The sequence below is a fragment of the Psychrobacter immobilis genome (assembly GCF_904846285.1).
GTDB classification, from domain to species: Bacteria; Pseudomonadota; Gammaproteobacteria; order Pseudomonadales; family Moraxellaceae; genus Psychrobacter; species Psychrobacter immobilis_D.
Window position 1 is genome coordinate 43,731 of sequence record NZ_CAJHAD010000021.1, and the last position, 15,832, is coordinate 59,562.

At 41.7% G+C, this 15,832-nt stretch carries 13 protein-coding genes; 5 read left to right on the top strand and 8 right to left on the bottom strand.

Annotation, left to right across the window (positions count from 1 at the left end; translation table 11 throughout):
• The first annotated feature begins 97 nt into the window (after positions 1 to 97).
• Positions 98 to 1,591 (top strand): lytic murein transglycosylase, encoded by a 1,494-nt coding sequence (locus JMX13_RS11320; RefSeq protein ID WP_201612668.1) that lies wholly within the window; start codon positions 98 to 100, stop codon positions 1,589 to 1,591.
• Positions 1,592 to 1,745: 154 nt separating this feature from the next.
• Here JMX13_RS11320 and JMX13_RS11325 read toward each other — a convergent pair whose 3' ends face one another.
• The 4 genes from JMX13_RS11325 to JMX13_RS11340 all read right to left on the bottom strand — a co-directional run bounded on the left by JMX13_RS11325 (position 1,746) and on the right by JMX13_RS11340 (position 5,351).
• Complete coding sequence (locus tag JMX13_RS11325; RefSeq protein ID WP_201612670.1) at positions 1,746 to 2,045, bottom strand: hypothetical protein; 300 nt, start codon at positions 2,043 to 2,045, stop codon at positions 1,746 to 1,748.
• A 226-nt stretch (positions 2,046 to 2,271) separates the two neighbouring features.
• Complete coding sequence (locus JMX13_RS11330; protein WP_227686300.1) at positions 2,272 to 3,303, bottom strand: DUF4062 domain-containing protein; 1,032 nt, start codon at positions 3,301 to 3,303, stop codon at positions 2,272 to 2,274.
• Between the two features lie 265 nt (positions 3,304 to 3,568).
• Complete coding sequence (gene murI / locus JMX13_RS11335) at positions 3,569 to 4,483, bottom strand: glutamate racemase (protein WP_227686302.1); 915 nt, start codon at positions 4,481 to 4,483, stop codon at positions 3,569 to 3,571.
• 160 nt (positions 4,484 to 4,643) lie between these two features.
• The gene (locus JMX13_RS11340) at positions 4,644 to 5,351 is read right to left on the bottom strand and encodes a DUF1285 domain-containing protein (protein WP_201612677.1); all 708 of its coding nucleotides are present in this window, start codon (positions 5,349 to 5,351) and stop codon (positions 4,644 to 4,646) included.
• Positions 5,352 to 6,020: 669 nt separating this feature from the next.
• Here JMX13_RS11340 and JMX13_RS11345 point away from each other — a divergent pair.
• Entirely contained in the window at positions 6,021 to 7,658 is a 1,638-nt protein-coding gene (locus JMX13_RS11345; RefSeq protein ID WP_201612721.1) for an electron transfer flavoprotein-ubiquinone oxidoreductase, read from the top strand.
• 110 nt (positions 7,659 to 7,768) lie between these two features.
• On the opposite strand, the gene JMX13_RS11350 is transcribed toward JMX13_RS11345, so the two are convergent.
• Complete coding sequence (locus JMX13_RS11350; RefSeq protein ID WP_201612679.1) at positions 7,769 to 9,265, bottom strand: alanine/glycine:cation symporter family protein; 1,497 nt, start codon at positions 9,263 to 9,265, stop codon at positions 7,769 to 7,771.
• Positions 9,266 to 10,383: 1,118 nt separating this feature from the next.
• On the opposite strand from JMX13_RS11350, the gene JMX13_RS11355 reads away from it, so the two are divergent.
• From JMX13_RS11355 to JMX13_RS11365, 3 genes are all read left to right on the top strand, one after another.
• Entirely contained in the window at positions 10,384 to 10,644 is a 261-nt protein-coding gene (locus JMX13_RS11355; protein ID WP_011514563.1) for a DUF4212 domain-containing protein, read from the top strand.
• Positions 10,645 to 10,648: 4 nt separating this feature from the next.
• Positions 10,649 to 12,517, top strand: a complete 1,869-nt coding sequence (locus JMX13_RS11360) for a sodium:solute symporter family protein (RefSeq protein WP_201546541.1) — start codon at positions 10,649 to 10,651, stop codon at positions 12,515 to 12,517.
• A gap of 220 nt (positions 12,518 to 12,737) precedes the next feature.
• Positions 12,738 to 13,283 (top strand): hypothetical protein, encoded by a 546-nt coding sequence (locus JMX13_RS11365; RefSeq protein WP_201612681.1) that lies wholly within the window; start codon positions 12,738 to 12,740, stop codon positions 13,281 to 13,283.
• 72 nt (positions 13,284 to 13,355) lie between these two features.
• On the opposite strand, the gene JMX13_RS11370 is transcribed toward JMX13_RS11365, so the two are convergent.
• The 3 genes from JMX13_RS11370 to JMX13_RS11380 all read right to left on the bottom strand — a co-directional run bounded on the left by JMX13_RS11370 (position 13,356) and on the right by JMX13_RS11380 (position 15,487).
• Positions 13,356 to 13,961: a rhomboid family intramembrane serine protease gene (locus JMX13_RS11370; protein WP_201612690.1), complete on the bottom strand. Its 606-nt coding sequence runs from the start codon at positions 13,959 to 13,961 to the stop codon at positions 13,356 to 13,358.
• 44 nt (positions 13,962 to 14,005) lie between these two features.
• Positions 14,006 to 15,058, bottom strand: a complete 1,053-nt coding sequence (locus tag JMX13_RS11375; protein WP_201612709.1) for a 5'-nucleotidase — start codon at positions 15,056 to 15,058, stop codon at positions 14,006 to 14,008.
• Positions 15,059 to 15,268: 210 nt separating this feature from the next.
• Complete coding sequence (locus JMX13_RS11380; RefSeq protein ID WP_201546545.1) at positions 15,269 to 15,487, bottom strand: dodecin family protein; 219 nt, start codon at positions 15,485 to 15,487, stop codon at positions 15,269 to 15,271.
• Positions 15,488 to 15,832: the final 345 nt, after the last annotated feature.

The following is a 15,832-nucleotide window of genomic DNA, read 5'->3' on the forward strand; positions in this document are numbered from 1 at the left end:
TTTTCTTTACTATTGAGATTGGTTACTCTAAGTCCATACTGCTTAAACCAGCTTTGTTCTCTTTCAATGACTATTTCGATGTTTATAGGATATTTCCATGCGTTTTTCTTCAACTTCTACTTTATCTCTACTTAGCATCGCCGTTGGTCTCAGCCTTGCTAGCACCGCACAGGCTGCAAAACCAGCAATTCCTGAATTATCTAATAGCCAGTTTCAGCAGTGCTTAGATGGTCTAAAAAATTCTAGTAAATTCCGCGGCGTCGATAGCTTTACCTTTAATAACTATCGCCCAAGCCAGCCTGACCCTAGTGTGATTCAGTCATTGAACTATCAGCCAGAGTTTCAAAAGGACGTCTGGGATTATCTGTCGTCACTTGTCGATACGGAACGAGTAGAAGATGGTATCCGTGCCAAACGCCAGTGGGCAGATACCCTGCGTAAAATTGAATCGCGCTATGGTGTCAAAGCCGAGCACGTATTAGGGGTTTGGGGCGTGGAATCCAACTTTGGGCAAACATTGGGTAAAAAACCCTTGTTTGAATCTTTAGCGACACTGTCCTGTTTTGACCGTCGTCAAAGCTACTTCCAAGGCGAATATGCCAATGCCTTAAAAATTGTGCAAAATGGCGATATCGCACCTAGTGATATGACTGGCTCATGGGCGGGTGCGTTTGGGCAAACACAATTTATGCCCAGTACTTTTTTAGAATTGGCCGTCGATTTTGATGGCGATGGTCGTCGTGATTTGGTTAATAGCGTCCCTGATGCGCTTGCCTCTACTGCCAACTTTTTAGACAAACGCGGCTATCGTTCAGGTGAGCCATGGGGCTATGAAGTCAAACTTCCGAGTGGATATTGGGGCGCATCGAACCGTAAAGACAAAAAATCTATCAGTCATTGGCGCAATCAAGGGCTGACATTGGCGAACGGTAACCCGCTGCCTTCTGATTTAGATAGTGCCGGTTTATTATTGCCTGCAGGTCCTGACGGTCCAGCATTTTTAGTTGGTAAAAACTTCGATACTTTCTATTCGTATAATGCCTCAGAAAGCTATGCACTGGCTATTGCGCATTTATCAGATCTGATTACTCGTGAAGATAGCAGCAAAACCGACTTTATTACCGCTTGGCCAACTGATGACCCTGGTATTGGTCGCCAAGAATCTCGAGCAATTCAGCAAGCATTATTAAATGCAGGCTACGATATTGGAGAAGTCGACGGCATTATCGGTGATAATACGCGTACTGCTATTCAACAATACCAATCGAGCCGTGGTATTTTCCCAGCCGATGGACGCGCCGGACAGAAGTTTTATCGCGCTATCGTTGGCAATAGCGCTGCCAGCAGCTCTCAATATGGCAATCAATACGGACAACCAGCAAACAGTCGTCCTTTAAATGCTGCCCCTGCCGACCGTATGGGACAATTGATTCAACAGCAAACTGACAGCTCAAACTCTAACACTTATTCAGCACAGCCATCTGCGCAGCCAACCGTTAGACCATCAACATCATCAAGCAATACGCGCTATCGCCGTGTTACCAGTCCTGATGGTACGGTGAAACTTATACGTGTTGATGAAGGTTCGTAGTTTAATTTTGACCTGAATTATCAGTAATTTAGGCCAATAATGCTTAAAAATTCAACGAAAAAGCCACGCAAATTAGCGTGGCTTTTTTATGAAATACATTTAATGCGTTAAAAATAAATGGTGATTATTAAACAATCTCTATCAATAACAGCTATTAAACAATCGGTGGCGGGTTTGGTTTACCATTGTCGCCGTCCCAATTTTCGCGTGCTTTATCATCTAGATCAGCAGGCGTTTTTGGCTCCCATTTACCATTTTCTTTCCACGTAGCATCGCCCCAATCGGTATCTTCTTCTTTTCTATCCAAATCTTTATAGGCTTGGGTTGGATCAATACCGCGGCGCTTCATATCGGCGACTTGCTCTTCCAAGGTATGAAACTGGTTTGCATCATGCATTTTCTCTTCCAAACTGGTTAATTCACTTTTTAAGGTATCATTTTTAGAATTACTCATTATTTATTCTCCCTAGTTGTTCAATATGGTTATGTGCTTATCATCTTCATTATCACGGGTATTGAACAGCTTCACAACCATTGCGACGTATGCTTTGTATTACAAAACGTAGCCATGAACGTAGAAAAGCCCATTTAGATAACTATCAATTGAATTATAGCTAGCGATTGAATTAATGAGAGGTATTAGACAAGGTATTTATCAAAAATAGAATGGATAGCTTAAGCTAACTGAGCGGTAAAGACGGATGACTGTCTATTTTTGGTTTTTTATCAGCCAATAAGCTTTTGGCATAAAAAGTGAGCTTCCAAAGCTCTTGGGTGACCCGTGTGCCGTAAGTGGTTAATTGTATCCAATTAGCCGCCACCAATTGACGCTGCAATTGATTTAAATCATCTTGAGAAATCTGACAACGCGACACAGCGTGGACGTTTGGCATGTCTTTTTTGATATCTGTTTCAGCTCGGATGGCAATTAGGCGATTGATGGCGCTCTGTAGACCATAGCTTGAGAAGGTGGCGGGAATTTTCATCAAGCTAACTAATATCTCTTGCCACGACAAAATCATGGGTCTGGTCACATCAGTTAAATTACCGCCTTCATACGCTTGCGCTTTATATTGAATCTCAAAGGTATCGGTCAGAATAATGGGTTTACTAACATTATCAGCGGCAAGATGATTAATAATCACGGGGCGAGATTGTGTTTGTTTAGGCTCTTTATTGGTCGAAAAAGCGCTAGCTATTTCATCAGTAAGGGCAGATTTATTGGCTTTCATCAGCTCGTCACTGACTCTTACCCAGCCATCCCCAACTTCGTGATTGGCAACCATTTTATAGTAGGCCTGAATGAGCAGCTGCTCGATATCATTTTCGGTTTCATAATAATAAATCTTCTCGGCTTTTTGCGTCACCATATTGGTAAACTCTTGCAGCTGCCGACTGATATTAACCTCATTATGGTGACTCTTGACCAATATCAATAAGGGTTTGAGCTTGGCTTTGGCATTGAGATAGCTCAAATGCATTTGACTGACACCGGTATTTTGCGCCGTACCATAGCTATCCCCAATAATCATCAGCGCATAGTCGCAGGCATCGATACACTGGCGACCATATAGCGACGCTTTTGGTAATTTACTAGAAACGTCATAGGTTAAAAATGCACGGGCTTGAAAAAACATCGCCACACTGTCTAAAACCAACAGTTGGTCGTTGTCAGCGCATATGACGTGAATATGATAGCGACGGTTTGGCACAATCACCTCTAAGCTCAGATAATTATATAAATGGTATTTATATAAATAATAGCTATATAAATATTAGTCGTGTGAATATTAGTCATGTGAATTACTAATGAAACCTGAGTTACTCTATATATTCTATTAAGCAAATACTAGCCTAGCATAATATTGCTAATATGCGTTCAGTTTATTACTAATTCCACTAATATATTGCGGGATTATAACAGCTACCTCACTATTGAACAGGTAAAAAACTGATATTAGAATAAAACAAAGTAGCTTAAGGAGAAAGATAGTAGTTTATACGAGTCTGTTTACCTAATAAACGCTGTATCACAGCGTCTAACTGCTCATCATGTTTGGTTGCATAAAAAGTCAACGGCGGCAGTATATTTAAACTTGCTTTCGTATCACCTAACCGCTCATTAGCTAAAACCTCGACTAGCAATACCGACAACTGATCTGCTAATAAGTGGTTTGCTAACAATAGTTGCTTGACGCGCTCAGCGATTGCCTGCCCTGAATCGACAATTTGTATTGCTAATTGTTGCTCAGCAATCTCTTGCCGTAAAAACGCTTTAAAGAATGGATAATGGGTACAGCCTAGTACCAGCTGGTCGACGCCATCTTGGGCAAATACCTGTAATTGCTGACGCAAACCCTGAGCGGTTTCACTCTCTTGTGGCATACCTGCCTCGACCCAAGGGACTAATTTTGCGTCAAAATACTTAGTGATTCTGGTCGCATTAGGAATGGCTACATTAGTAATGACATCATTAAGTAGCGTTCCATTTAAAGTCGCTTTTGTTGCCAGTACTGCGACATGACCCGTTTTACTGGCAAAGACCGCAGGTTTTAAAGCAGGGACCAAACCGACAATTGGCAGCTGCGGATAATAGCGGCGTGCGGTCTCTAATGCATAAGCCGAAGCGCTATTGCAGGCGATAACAATAAGCTTGCAGCCTTGTTGGTACAGCCATTCTACTGCGGCTAGCGTCAAGGCTTTAATATCTTCACTATCACGATTGCCGTACGGCACATGCAAAGTATCGGCATAATAAACATAACGCTCATACGGTAATTGCTGAGCCAAATGCAAATAAACCGATAACCCGCCAACACCCGAATCAAACAAGCCAATTGGTGCGCTGCGATTTTTTTTAATCGCATTATTTATCACGCTATTATTCGACATAACCTTTTTAATATTAGTATTAGTACCTGTCGGTGAGGCTGTATCAAGGCTCTCATAGCTTGTATTGTTTGGAGCTGCTTTTACGGCAATTTTCATTGCTATCTTACCGCCGTTTTTATATAGATGTTAAATATTGTCAGATGCTAAATATGTTTTATGCTTAACTGGATGGCATCGATAACGGATAAGACTTGCCGCCACTTTGCAGCGTTAGTATCGTCTCACCATCACGCTCTGTCAATTCCCCAATTTCGGTTAAATGATAAAAAGCATTGCGACCAATCAACGCATCCAAACCATTTCGCACCATCATATAAGGACGAATTTGAACATCAGCTTCTATGTTCTGCTTTTCTTCGCTCTTGTTATGGTCATGGTTTTTGCCTGAATAAGCACGCAAACTAATCGGATGCTTATCATCTAAACGCACCACATCACCAGTTGTAGTGGTAAATTCTAGCCAGCACGTATTGTCTTCATTAATGATACCGACATCATCAATTAATAAGGGCGCATCTTCTACTTGAATACGCAGCTTTTGCACCGGCGTCTTTAAAAAGTACTCAACCGCGCCATTATTTTCCTCTTTCCACAAAATAGTGGCAAATAAATTGACCAATGACTGCCGGGTCATATGCCCACCTTCGTGCCACCATTCACCATTGGCTTTGATAATCAAATCCATATCGTCTACTTGCTCAGGGTGCCATTTCTCCAGTGGCGGTATGGCGCGTCCTTGGCGTGTGCTGGCTACTGACTTAAAATACAGGCTAAGTGCATCGATGCTATTTAGCTCGGATGCCTTATTATTTGGGGCTTGAGCATCATTTTTACTCACAGCATCGACGCTTTTATTATTATCGCTCATCAAATAATCCTTTATTTAGTAATCAAAGTTTGGCAAATCTATTATTACTATAAATTTTAGTTTCGGGTATGATGAAAGCCTATCGTCATTGTACCCCTACTCACTCAATCCTACCTTAACATTGATGCCCAGAAATGCGTATCGTGTTTGTAGGACTTTTCTTTTATAATGGGTAACGATTTTTTATTTGAAATGCTTCAGTGGGTGTTGTATTAATGACACATTTCACGTTATAGGTTGATATTTTTTAAGCAAATATTATTAACCTTAACGCCGTCAATTGATGCCGCAAAGACAGTTTTTATCGGGCAGCCATATGTCTGAGTAACGTTAGCGCCGCAAGCCTTATTATTCAATTGTTAAGCTAATGATGCCCTGAGATAAGCCACTAAAAGTTTAGGAGTAGGTATGCAAGAGCAAGACAATCAAACGCCAGTCGTTGATAGTGATGGTGTTAATAGCGACATCGCAAATACTGATACGTCAGTAGCAGAAACGGTAGCTACAGAAGTAGAAGCCACACCAGAAGTTAAAGAAGTCGCCGTGACTGAAGAAGTTGCTGAAACTGAAGCAACAGAGGCGGCTGTGGTTGACGCGCCTGTGCTAGAAAAAGCACCGGAGCCAATCGTAGAACCTGTCGCTGCGGAGCCTGAAATCGAACGTGAATCGATGGAGTTTGACGTCATTATCGTCGGTGGTGGACCTGCAGGTCTATCTGCAGCTATCCGATTGCGTCAGCTTGCTATTGCAGCCGGCAACGACGAATTTATGGTTTGTGTGGTCGAAAAAGGTTCAGAGTTTGGTGCGCATACTTTATCTGGCGCTGTCATCGAGCCGCGTGCTTTAGACGAGCTGATACCAGACTGGAAAGAAAAAGGCGCGCCTCTAAACGTTCCTGCTATCGAAGACCGCGTGTACATGCTCGGTTCTGCCACCAAAGCAACCAAACTTCCTGATGCTATCGTACCTGCCAGCATGCACAATCACGGCAACTATATCGTGTCATTAGGCAACGTCGTTCGTTGGTTGGCTGAGCAAGCAGAAGAGCTTGAAGTCATGATGTTCCCAGGCTTCCCTGCCGATGAAATTTTGTATAATGATGACGGTTCGGTAAGAGGCGTATTAACCGGCGATATGGGCGTTGCCGCCAATGGCGAAGCCAAATCTAGCTTTGAGCCAGGCTACCAGCTACTGGGTAAATACACTATCTTTGCCGAAGGTTGCCGCGGTCATTTGGGCAAGCGCCTCATCAGCCGTTTCGCTCTTGATAAAGACTCAGACCCTCAGCATTACGGTATTGGTCTAAAAGAGCTATGGGAAGTAAACCCAGAAAAGCATGAGCAAGGTGTGGTCATGCATGGTTCAGGTTGGCCATTAACTGACACTGGTTCTTCTGGTGGTTGGTGGTTATATTTCGATGAAAACAACCAAGTAAGTTTTGGTATGGTTATCGATTTATCTTACTCAAACCCTTATATGTCACCGTTTGATGAAATGCAGCGCCTAAAACTGCATCCGCTCATTCGCAATGTCTTAGAAGGCGGTAAACGCCTCTCTTACGGCGCGCGTGCATTAACCAAAGGTGGCTTAAACTCATTACCAAAATTCACCTTCCCAGGTGGCGTCTTGGTCGGTGATGATGCTGGATTCTTAAACCCTGCCAAAATCAAAGGCACGCATACCTCAATGAAATCAGGTATGTTAGCGGCTGAAGCGATCTTTGAGGCGCTACAAGCCGGTCGTGAGCATGATGACGTGGTCGCTTATAGCACCATGTATAAAGAATCTTGGTTATATCAAGATAACTATGAAGCGCGTAACTTTGCACCAGCGATGCACCGTCTGGGTCAATGGATGGGCGGCGCCTTTACATTTTTAGAGCAAAATTTACTAAAAGGTAAGATGCCACTGACTATCCATGATAATAAGAGAGATTATGATCAGCTAGAGCGTGCAGCCCATGCTTATCAGCCAACCTATCCTAAGCCGGATGGTAAACTGATATTTGATAAGCTGTCATCAGTCTTTATCTCTAATACCAACCATGCTGAAGACCAACCAACGCATCTGAAACTGACCGATCCTACGGTTCCTGTTTCTATCAACTTACCACTATATGCTGAGCCTGCGCGTCTATATTGCCCAGCGGGCGTTTATGAAGTGGTGAAAGATGCCGAAGGTGCCAAGTTTGTCATCAATGCGCAAAACTGCGTGCATTGTAAAACCTGTGATATCAAAGACCCGGCGCAGAACATTACTTGGGTGACGCCAGAAGGCGGCGGCGGTCCTAACTATCCAAACATGTAAACCCTGTTTGAGGTAATATAGCTTCATAAAAAACCGCTCTTATAATCATAAGAGCGGTTTTTTGATGCTTGTAGCTTGAATGGCATATTTTCTTGATTTGCTTTTAAAGGTTAATCAGTCCACGCATCACGATTGGCTTCATCTTTTAATTTCACAAAGTCATCGGGATCGAACTTGATTTGATCGCCCGTTTTACCTTCTTTGATTTGTCTTTCATAATCACGCAATATTCTGAGCGCAACCGGTGACAAGATTAAAATCGCTATTAAGTTAACGAGTGCCATGAGACCCATCGATAAGTCAGCAAAGTTCCAAATAGCAGGTAAGCTAGCAATAGCGCCGACGAACACCATGCCCAAAACCATAAAGCGGAAAATCATAATCATGACTTTGGCATTTTTTTCACCAGAGATAAATTCAAGATTAGATTCACCATAACTATAGTTGGCAATGATAGAAGTAAACGAGAAGAAGAAAATAGCAATCGCGACGAAAATCACGCCCATATCACCCACATACTTCGACAATGCTAACTGGGTTAATTGAATACCCTCTTGTTCGACACTCGGGTCGACCACGCCAGAGAGAATAATAATGGCAGCAGTGGCTGAACAGATAACCAGCGTATCCATAAATACACCCAGCATTTGCATAAAACCTTGCACGGCAGGATGGTCAGGATGGCTTTTTGCCGTTGCCGCTGCATTAGGCGCTGAGCCCATACCGGCTTCGTTCGAAAACAAACCGCGTTTGATACCGTTAATCATTGCCTGTGCAATACCATAACCAATTACACCGCCCGCCGCCTGCTCAAAGCCAAAGGCCGATTTTACAATCAAGGCAATCGCTGCTGGGAACTCGCTAAAGTTGGTGACAATAATATAAAGTGCCAATAAGATATAAAGAATCGCCATAACTGGCACGATTTTACCCGCGATACGCGCAACCGAACGTAGACCACCAAATACCACTGGCGCGACTAGCACCACCAATACCAAACCTGTCATCCAAGTCGGAATCCCAAAGGCTTGATTGGTCGCTTGTGCAATGGTATTTGACTGTACGCCATTGAACGCCAAACCAAAAGCAACCAACAAACAAAGCGAGAAAAATATCGCTAGCCAGCGCTTACCCAAACCTTTTTCAATATAATAAGCTGGTCCACCGCGGTAAACATTGTCATTATGCGGCACTTTGTAGGCTTGCGCTAAGGTTGACTCGATGAAACTGGTCGACATACCCACGATCGCCGTCATCCACATCCAAAACACCGCCCCCGGTCCACCAAGATAGATAGCAATGGCGACCCCTGCCAGATTACCGGTGCCAACACGCGCTGCTAAGGACGTCATCAGCGCTTCAAATGAGCTGATACCGCCATCTTTACGCCCTTGATTTGACACTCGCAATAACTGCCACATATGGCCGAAGTGACGAAACTGAATAAAGCGCGTAGCAATGGTAAAATAAAGACCAGCACCAATCAAAACGAACATCAGCAAGCCATACCATGGATTACTGGCGATTAACCAATCATTGTTACCCCAAATAATACTAACACCGTAATTAACGGCGCTATTAAACCAACCTGCTATGCTTTCGTTCATACTATATTTCCCTGACTGACTTTCTATATTTTTAACATACGTTATTAATTAATGTGACTGTCCACCCTCTTATGACGCTTTGTTCTCTCCTGACCTCTCTAAGAGTATTGGAAAACTAAGCGATAAAGTGGCAATAAAATCACCCATATCATGTTGGCGTATTTTAACTGACTGGTGATTATTTAACTGTTTCAATCCTTTATTTAGAACTTTTAATATCTCTAAACTTTTGACGAGTGAAAAAATTTAAATAAAAAATCTATTGTTATAAATAAATGAATAATAAAAAACTTTTAAGACTGATTAATAGTGATGACAGTATGGCTATATTTATATAACGCTTATTTATTACAAAAAAACTTGGTAACATAACATGCGTTTATGAATTCTTGATTGTTATTCTTAAAATAAATGCCATTTTTGACTTCTAGCTATTAATATAGCTAGAAGAGAAAATCCTTAACGTTAATAAGGTTTTAGTAGGCTATTCTGTCAAAGACGGGAGGTTTATTAACCTTTACTAACATAAGTTAGCTAGAGTTTCTATGGAACGAATATTTAGTTACATAAAGTAAATAAAATTTATTTATTGTTAATTAAGTCAATATTGTATATATTCCTAATAAGTTTATAAAAAACGCTTGCAATACTTACTGGAATGAATAAGTTATGAAGTATTGAAGCCATATTATCGGGAAGATGATATGAATAATGAGACAGAGGATTGTCAGCCAATACCGACCCTCCTACTTAAATCTCACTGTTTATATCCGCTTAATTTTATAAAAACCCCTTTATCTCTGTTAATAGATAACGAAAAGATAAATTTTTAACCGGTTAATATTGATTTTATCCTGCAAATTTCATGGTGTCATACCGAGCAACTTAACATCAGTGTATGTATCGCTCGCATTGAAAGAATTTGCTCATATGTTGATAATTTTGGGTTACTTATCTGATTGATCATTCTGCTTTAGCCGTTCGTCTACCGTTTTTATGGTTGTAAGATGGACTGAGTGTCACACTGCTTTTGTTAGTGGCACAAACACTAAAGCAAAATGACTTGTCAGACTCAAATCAGTGACCTTGTTTTTATGTTAGGCAAAAGGAGTTGTCCTATGGAGAACCACAACGATTCATCAGGTTATTGGCGCGCCAATCTCCGTCTCATCAAAGTCAGCCTCGTCATTTGGGCGTTAGTCTCTTATGGTTTTGGCATCTTGCTACGTCCATTATTGTCAGGTATTCGAATAGGCGGTACCGATATAAGCTTTTGGTTTGCACAACAAGGGGCGCTTATCGTATTTATTGCCCTAATCTTCTTCTATGCATGGCGCATGAATAAACTAGATAAACAATATGGTGTAGACGAGGAATAGCCCTATGAGTCAATTTACGATTAATATTATTTTTGTAGGCCTATCCTTCGCTCTATACTTCGGTATTGCTTGGTGGGCACGTGCAGGTTCGACCAGTGAGTTTTATGTAGCTGGCGGCGGTGTGCATCCAGTAATGAATGGTATGGCAACGGCTGCTGACTGGATGAGTGCGGCGTCATTTATCTCGATGGCAGGTATTATTGCAACGGGCGGTTATGCTGCTTCAACGTATTTGATGGGTTGGACAGGCGGTTATGTTCTACTGGCCATGCTCCTAGCGCCTTACCTACGTAAATTTGGTAAGTTCACGGTTCCTGATTTTATTGGCGACCGTTTTTATTCCAAGACCGCTGCTATGATCGCAGTCGTTTGTTTGATTATTGCATCAACCACTTATGTTATCGGTCAGATGACCGGTGCTGGTGTGGCATTCTCACGCTTCCTAGAGGTTGATAACACCACTGGTCTAATTATTGCCGCTGTTGTTGTATTCTTCTACGCCGTACTTGGTGGTATGAAAGGGATTACCTACACGCAGGTTGCGCAGTATGTGGTTCTAATGATTGCCTATACGATTCCTGCTGTATTTATCTCACTTGAGTTAACGGGCAACCCGATTCCAGGTCTTGGTTTGTTCTCAAACCATGTTGAAGCAGGTATTCCTATCTTAACCAAGCTTGATCAAATCGTCGTCGACTTAGGCTTTACCGCTTATACCGCTGATGTGCCGAACAAGCTAAACATGGTGCTATTTACGTTATCATTGATGATTGGTACAGCGGGTCTACCGCACGTTATCATTCGCTTTTTCACGGTTCCTAAGGTGGCTGACGCCCGTTGGACAGCTGGTTGGACGTTAGTTTTCATCTCGCTACTATATTTCACTGCACCGGCAGTAGGTGCGATGGCACGTTTAAACCTAATCGATACCATTTATCCACAAGGTGTTGACGCTCCTGCTATCGAATATGATCAACGTCCAGACTGGATGAGAACATGGGAAGAAACGGGTCTTATTAAGTATAACGATCTCAATAACGATGGTCGTATCCAGTTATATGCCGATAGTGGACTTGGTGCAGCAGAGCTAGCATTGGCTGCCGCAAACACTGATGGCGGCGATGTCGCTGCTACAACAGCTGCGGTCGAAAAAGCAAAAGCTGAACATGCTTTAGAGCGTGATGGTGTATTTGTTGATAGAGGCTGGGCAGGTAACGAGCTTGACGTAAACGCTGATATCTTAGTATTGGCTAACCCAGAAATTGCACAGCTACCAGGTTGGGTTATTGGTCTTATCGCCGCCGGTGGTTTGGCAGCAGCGCTATCAACGGCAGCTGGTCTACTACTTGCTATCTCATCAGCGATTAGTCATGACTTAATCAAGCGTAACCTTAACCCTAATATTAGTGATGCAGGCGAGCTAAAAGTAGCACGTATCACGATGGCTATCGCGATTGTGGTTGCGACATGGCTCGGTATTAACCCTCCAGGGTTTGCCGCACAGGTCGTAGCATTAGCCTTTGGTATTGCGGGTGCTTCACTTTTCCCTGTATTAATGATGGGTATTTTCTCGAAACGTATTAATAACCTTGGCGCCATTGCTGGTATGCTAACCGGTCTTATTAGTATTTTGGTCTATATCTTTGTCTTCAAAGGTTGGTTCTTCATTACTGGTACTGCAAACTTCCCTGATACTGAAGAGTACTGGTTGTTTGGTATCTCACCATTATCATTTGGTGCGGTTGGTGCATTGCTTAACTTTATCGTTGCATTCGCTGTTTCTTATGCGACTGCGCCTCCACCAGCACATATCCAAGAGTTGGTTGAAAGTGTTCGTTCTCCGCGTGGCGCTGGTGCGGCAATCGATCACTAAGCCATTAAAAGTGCAAATGATGGATAATCTTTTACGATAATATATCACTCACAGGCAGTAGCTGCTTGTGAGTGATTTTTTTATCCATCACTCTTAAAAGTAAAAATGATGAGAAAAATATTCATAAATGACATAATAAATGCGCTTAAAATACTCATAAAAGTAAATTTGTTTTTAATAATTGGTATTAAATGCGCTGATGGCGTTAAGGAAAAATCTTATGCTTTTTGAGTTTATCGCTACCATAGCAGCTGGGTTTGGTTTGGCTGGGATAGCATTGGTTATAACTCACTTGAGTAAACTGGCTGGTAAGAAAGCACCAAGATGGCTTATTCCATTATTTGGTGCCATCGGTATCTTTGGTTTTCAAATAAGCCAAGAGTATAGCTGGTTAGGTCAGCAGGTCGCCCAGCTTCCTGAAGGCGTTCATGTTGTTAAAAAGGTTGAAGAAAGCACGTGGTTTCGTCCTTGGTCATATGTCAAACCACAGACATTACGCTTTATCGCCGCTGATAGCGGACACGCTCGCGCCAACGCCGATGCGCCAAATATTTATTTGGTTAATTTGTATTTGTTTGAAAGACGTAGAAGTGTGCAGCAAGTACCGCAAGTTATCGATTGTGCTGCCCCTGCTCGTGCAGATTATGTGCTACAAGAAAAAGACAGTAAGCTCAGTATTGATGAGCACGTGAAGCAAACCACCAAGTGGCGACCTTTGGAAAAGACAGACCCGCTGTATATCAATGTTTGTATCAATAAAAGTTAAGACTGATATCTTATTGAAAATATCATATTAAAAACAAATCTAATATTGAAAATATTGTTGTGCTCATAGGAGTTAATAGCGCGTATTCATACTGCTATAAGCATGCTTTGAATTCGCTCCTAACAGTAAGCCGGCGCATAGCCCACCAAAATGCGCCGCAAATGAAATGCCTTGCTGCGGCATCAAACCTTGTTTAATGATCAACCAATAACCTGTGCCCATCACGATACAAGCCAATAAGTAGCCCCAACGCCTTGCAAATACTGCCCCGCCTATCATGTAACCAAGCATCGCAAAACAAAGCCCCGACGCGCCGATATGAATCGATAACGGCGAACCAATGACCCAAGTTACCAATCCTGACGCTACGATTAATTTAAGCAGCGTACGATAAGCATTATTTTCAAATAGCCCAAATAAAAATAGAATTTGTAATAGCGTTAACGTATTGCCAAGTAAGTGGGAAAAATTGCCATGCATTGTCCATGATGCAAAAACCCCAATCATACTACCAGTATCTAGGGCACGTGGCACAATACCAAAAATATTCCACAGACCAAAAAATACCGTTTCATTAAGAAAGAACATACCCCACATCGGTATAAGTACAAAAGCATATAAACCGATAACTTGCTTAATTCTTTGCATGACGAGGGTGAATAATTGCTGCCATTTCATCTGACGTATTACCTTTTAAGCCTTCTAATTTTATTAAAAATCTATTAATGACTCACAGAAGAAATCGAGCTTTCCACAGGTTTAAATGATAATAATGACGCGTCTTCGTCTGCCGTTAATATACTTTTGGCATGCAACAATGAGGTCGAATGATAAGGAACTAGGGCCGTCGGCATAAAATTACGCGCAGCATCAATATGTTTGACCGAATCATCAAAGAAAATATGCGGCGCAAAGGTTTTTAATACCGAAGTTTTTTCAAGTCCGCCTAAAAAAAACGCCATATCAAGATCAACACCCCAGTCTCTTAAAGTTTTGATAGCCCGCAAGTCAGCAGGAGCATTACGGGCAGTGACTAAAGCTATCTTCATAGGAGAAGTATGCAAGCTTGCGGGCAAACGCTCCTGCATCTTCGACAGCTTAATCAACAGCTCTGCATAAGGTCCCTTTTCTATAGGTAAGTCACGCATTTCGGCTTCACGCTCATGAAAAGCCTGCAAACCTTTTTGCTTATAGAGCAGCTCACCTGAGTCATCGAATAATACCGCGTCACCATCAAAGGCGATACGCAGCTGATTTGTGTCTAGCTCATAAGTATTTATCGGAGTAGCATCCAATATCGCACAGGCACAAATATTGGCATCTGCAACTTGCTGTGCATCATCACGATTGGTGGTCAAAAACAAATCCACATTAAAATCTTTAATATAGGGCGCTACAGGACTTCCAGAGATAAATGCCGAACGTGAAATGGTTAATTCATGCTCACGAATGGCATTGAGCACTTGAATACCCGTATCAGGGCTACTTTTTGAGACAATTACCACTTCGACCAACGGTGTCTCAATACCTGAACCTTGCCCCTCACAGTCATGACAATGATTATTTAAATTTAATAATGCTTTGATAAGTGGATAGCCTGCGCCGATACTGAGCGGATCATTCTCACGTTCGGTCATATAGTTGCGAAACTCTTTAATCGCCTCGCTAGGTCGCTGCTGTAATAACGCTATCAAATGATTTTCAGATTCTGATAAATCAAATAAAGCGGTTGCTGATATTGCAACGATTAAGGTATTGGTAAAATCTACTGCCATAACTTTCTCTGTTTATAAAAATCTGATTAAAACTGTCATATAAAAATGTCTGCAACCAGTTTACTATACTTACTGCAATCTATAATGTTAAGAAATTTTTATGAGAAAAACACCAGCTTATTACTGATTAGAGAACGTAAAAAAAGCCTGCATACACAGGCTTTTTATTTTTTCAAATTAGGTTTATAAGTAATTTAGTATTAATAATAATTAACTAAGATCAGTATCTTCATTAATGACAAAGCTAACAATCATAATGACATGATACTTATCAATCTTACCATCTGTAATGCCTACTTTCTGCTCTTTTACCCAAGCACCTTGAACATTGTTAATAGTTTTGGCGATACGCGCCACGCCTTTTTGAATAGCGTCTTCAAAACTTTTTTCTGAAGTACTACTTACTTCAATATTTTTTGCAATAGTCATAATTTTATCATCCTTGTAGTTATTAATTTTTATCATATTAAATATATCTATAAAAGCTCATGTTTCAAAGCAATCCTGCATTGAGAACATGGACTATAATTATCATAACTTTAATAAGTGCTCTCAACAAGGCATGGGTGTTAAGTTATGTATTAGGAATATAGAGAATAGTCTTTAACACCTCTAAAAAATATTGAAAAAGCAGCTTAACCCAAACCTGCGCCAAAAGAAAACCCCCTTCTGCTTATGCAGAAGGGGGTTTTACTTTAGAATAGAGAGCTGACGATGACCTACTCTCACATGGCCGGAGCCACACTACCATTGGCGCGATGATGTTTCACTTCT

What these genes read in the sequence shown, in the direction of transcription:
- JMX13_RS11320 (WP_201612668.1), top strand. Translation starts at nt 98, where the DNA reads ATGCGTTTTTCTTCAACTTCTACTTTATCTCTACTTAGCATCGCCGTT.
- JMX13_RS11325 (WP_201612670.1), bottom strand. Translation starts at nt 2,045, where the DNA reads ATGAGTAATTCTAAAAATGATACCTTAAAAAGTGAATTAACCAGTTTG.
- murI (WP_227686302.1), bottom strand. Translation starts at nt 4,483, where the DNA reads ATGTCGAATAATAGCGTGATAAATAATGCGATTAAAAAAAATCGCAGC.
- JMX13_RS11340 (WP_201612677.1), bottom strand. Translation starts at nt 5,351, where the DNA reads ATGAGCGATAATAATAAAAGCGTCGATGCTGTGAGTAAAAATGATGCT.
- JMX13_RS11345 (WP_201612721.1), top strand. Translation starts at nt 6,021, where the DNA reads ATGGAGTTTGACGTCATTATCGTCGGTGGTGGACCTGCAGGTCTATCT.
- JMX13_RS11350 (WP_201612679.1), bottom strand. Translation starts at nt 9,265, where the DNA reads ATGAACGAAAGCATAGCAGGTTGGTTTAATAGCGCCGTTAATTACGGT.
- JMX13_RS11355 (WP_011514563.1), top strand. Translation starts at nt 10,384, where the DNA reads ATGGAGAACCACAACGATTCATCAGGTTATTGGCGCGCCAATCTCCGT.
- JMX13_RS11360 (WP_201546541.1), top strand. Translation starts at nt 10,649, where the DNA reads ATGAGTCAATTTACGATTAATATTATTTTTGTAGGCCTATCCTTCGCT.
- JMX13_RS11365 (WP_201612681.1), top strand. Translation starts at nt 12,738, where the DNA reads ATGCTTTTTGAGTTTATCGCTACCATAGCAGCTGGGTTTGGTTTGGCT.
- JMX13_RS11370 (WP_201612690.1), bottom strand. Translation starts at nt 13,961, where the DNA reads ATGAAATGGCAGCAATTATTCACCCTCGTCATGCAAAGAATTAAGCAA.
- JMX13_RS11375 (WP_201612709.1), bottom strand. Translation starts at nt 15,058, where the DNA reads ATGGCAGTAGATTTTACCAATACCTTAATCGTTGCAATATCAGCAACC.
- JMX13_RS11380 (WP_201546545.1), bottom strand. Translation starts at nt 15,487, where the DNA reads ATGACTATTGCAAAAAATATTGAAGTAAGTAGTACTTCAGAAAAAAGT.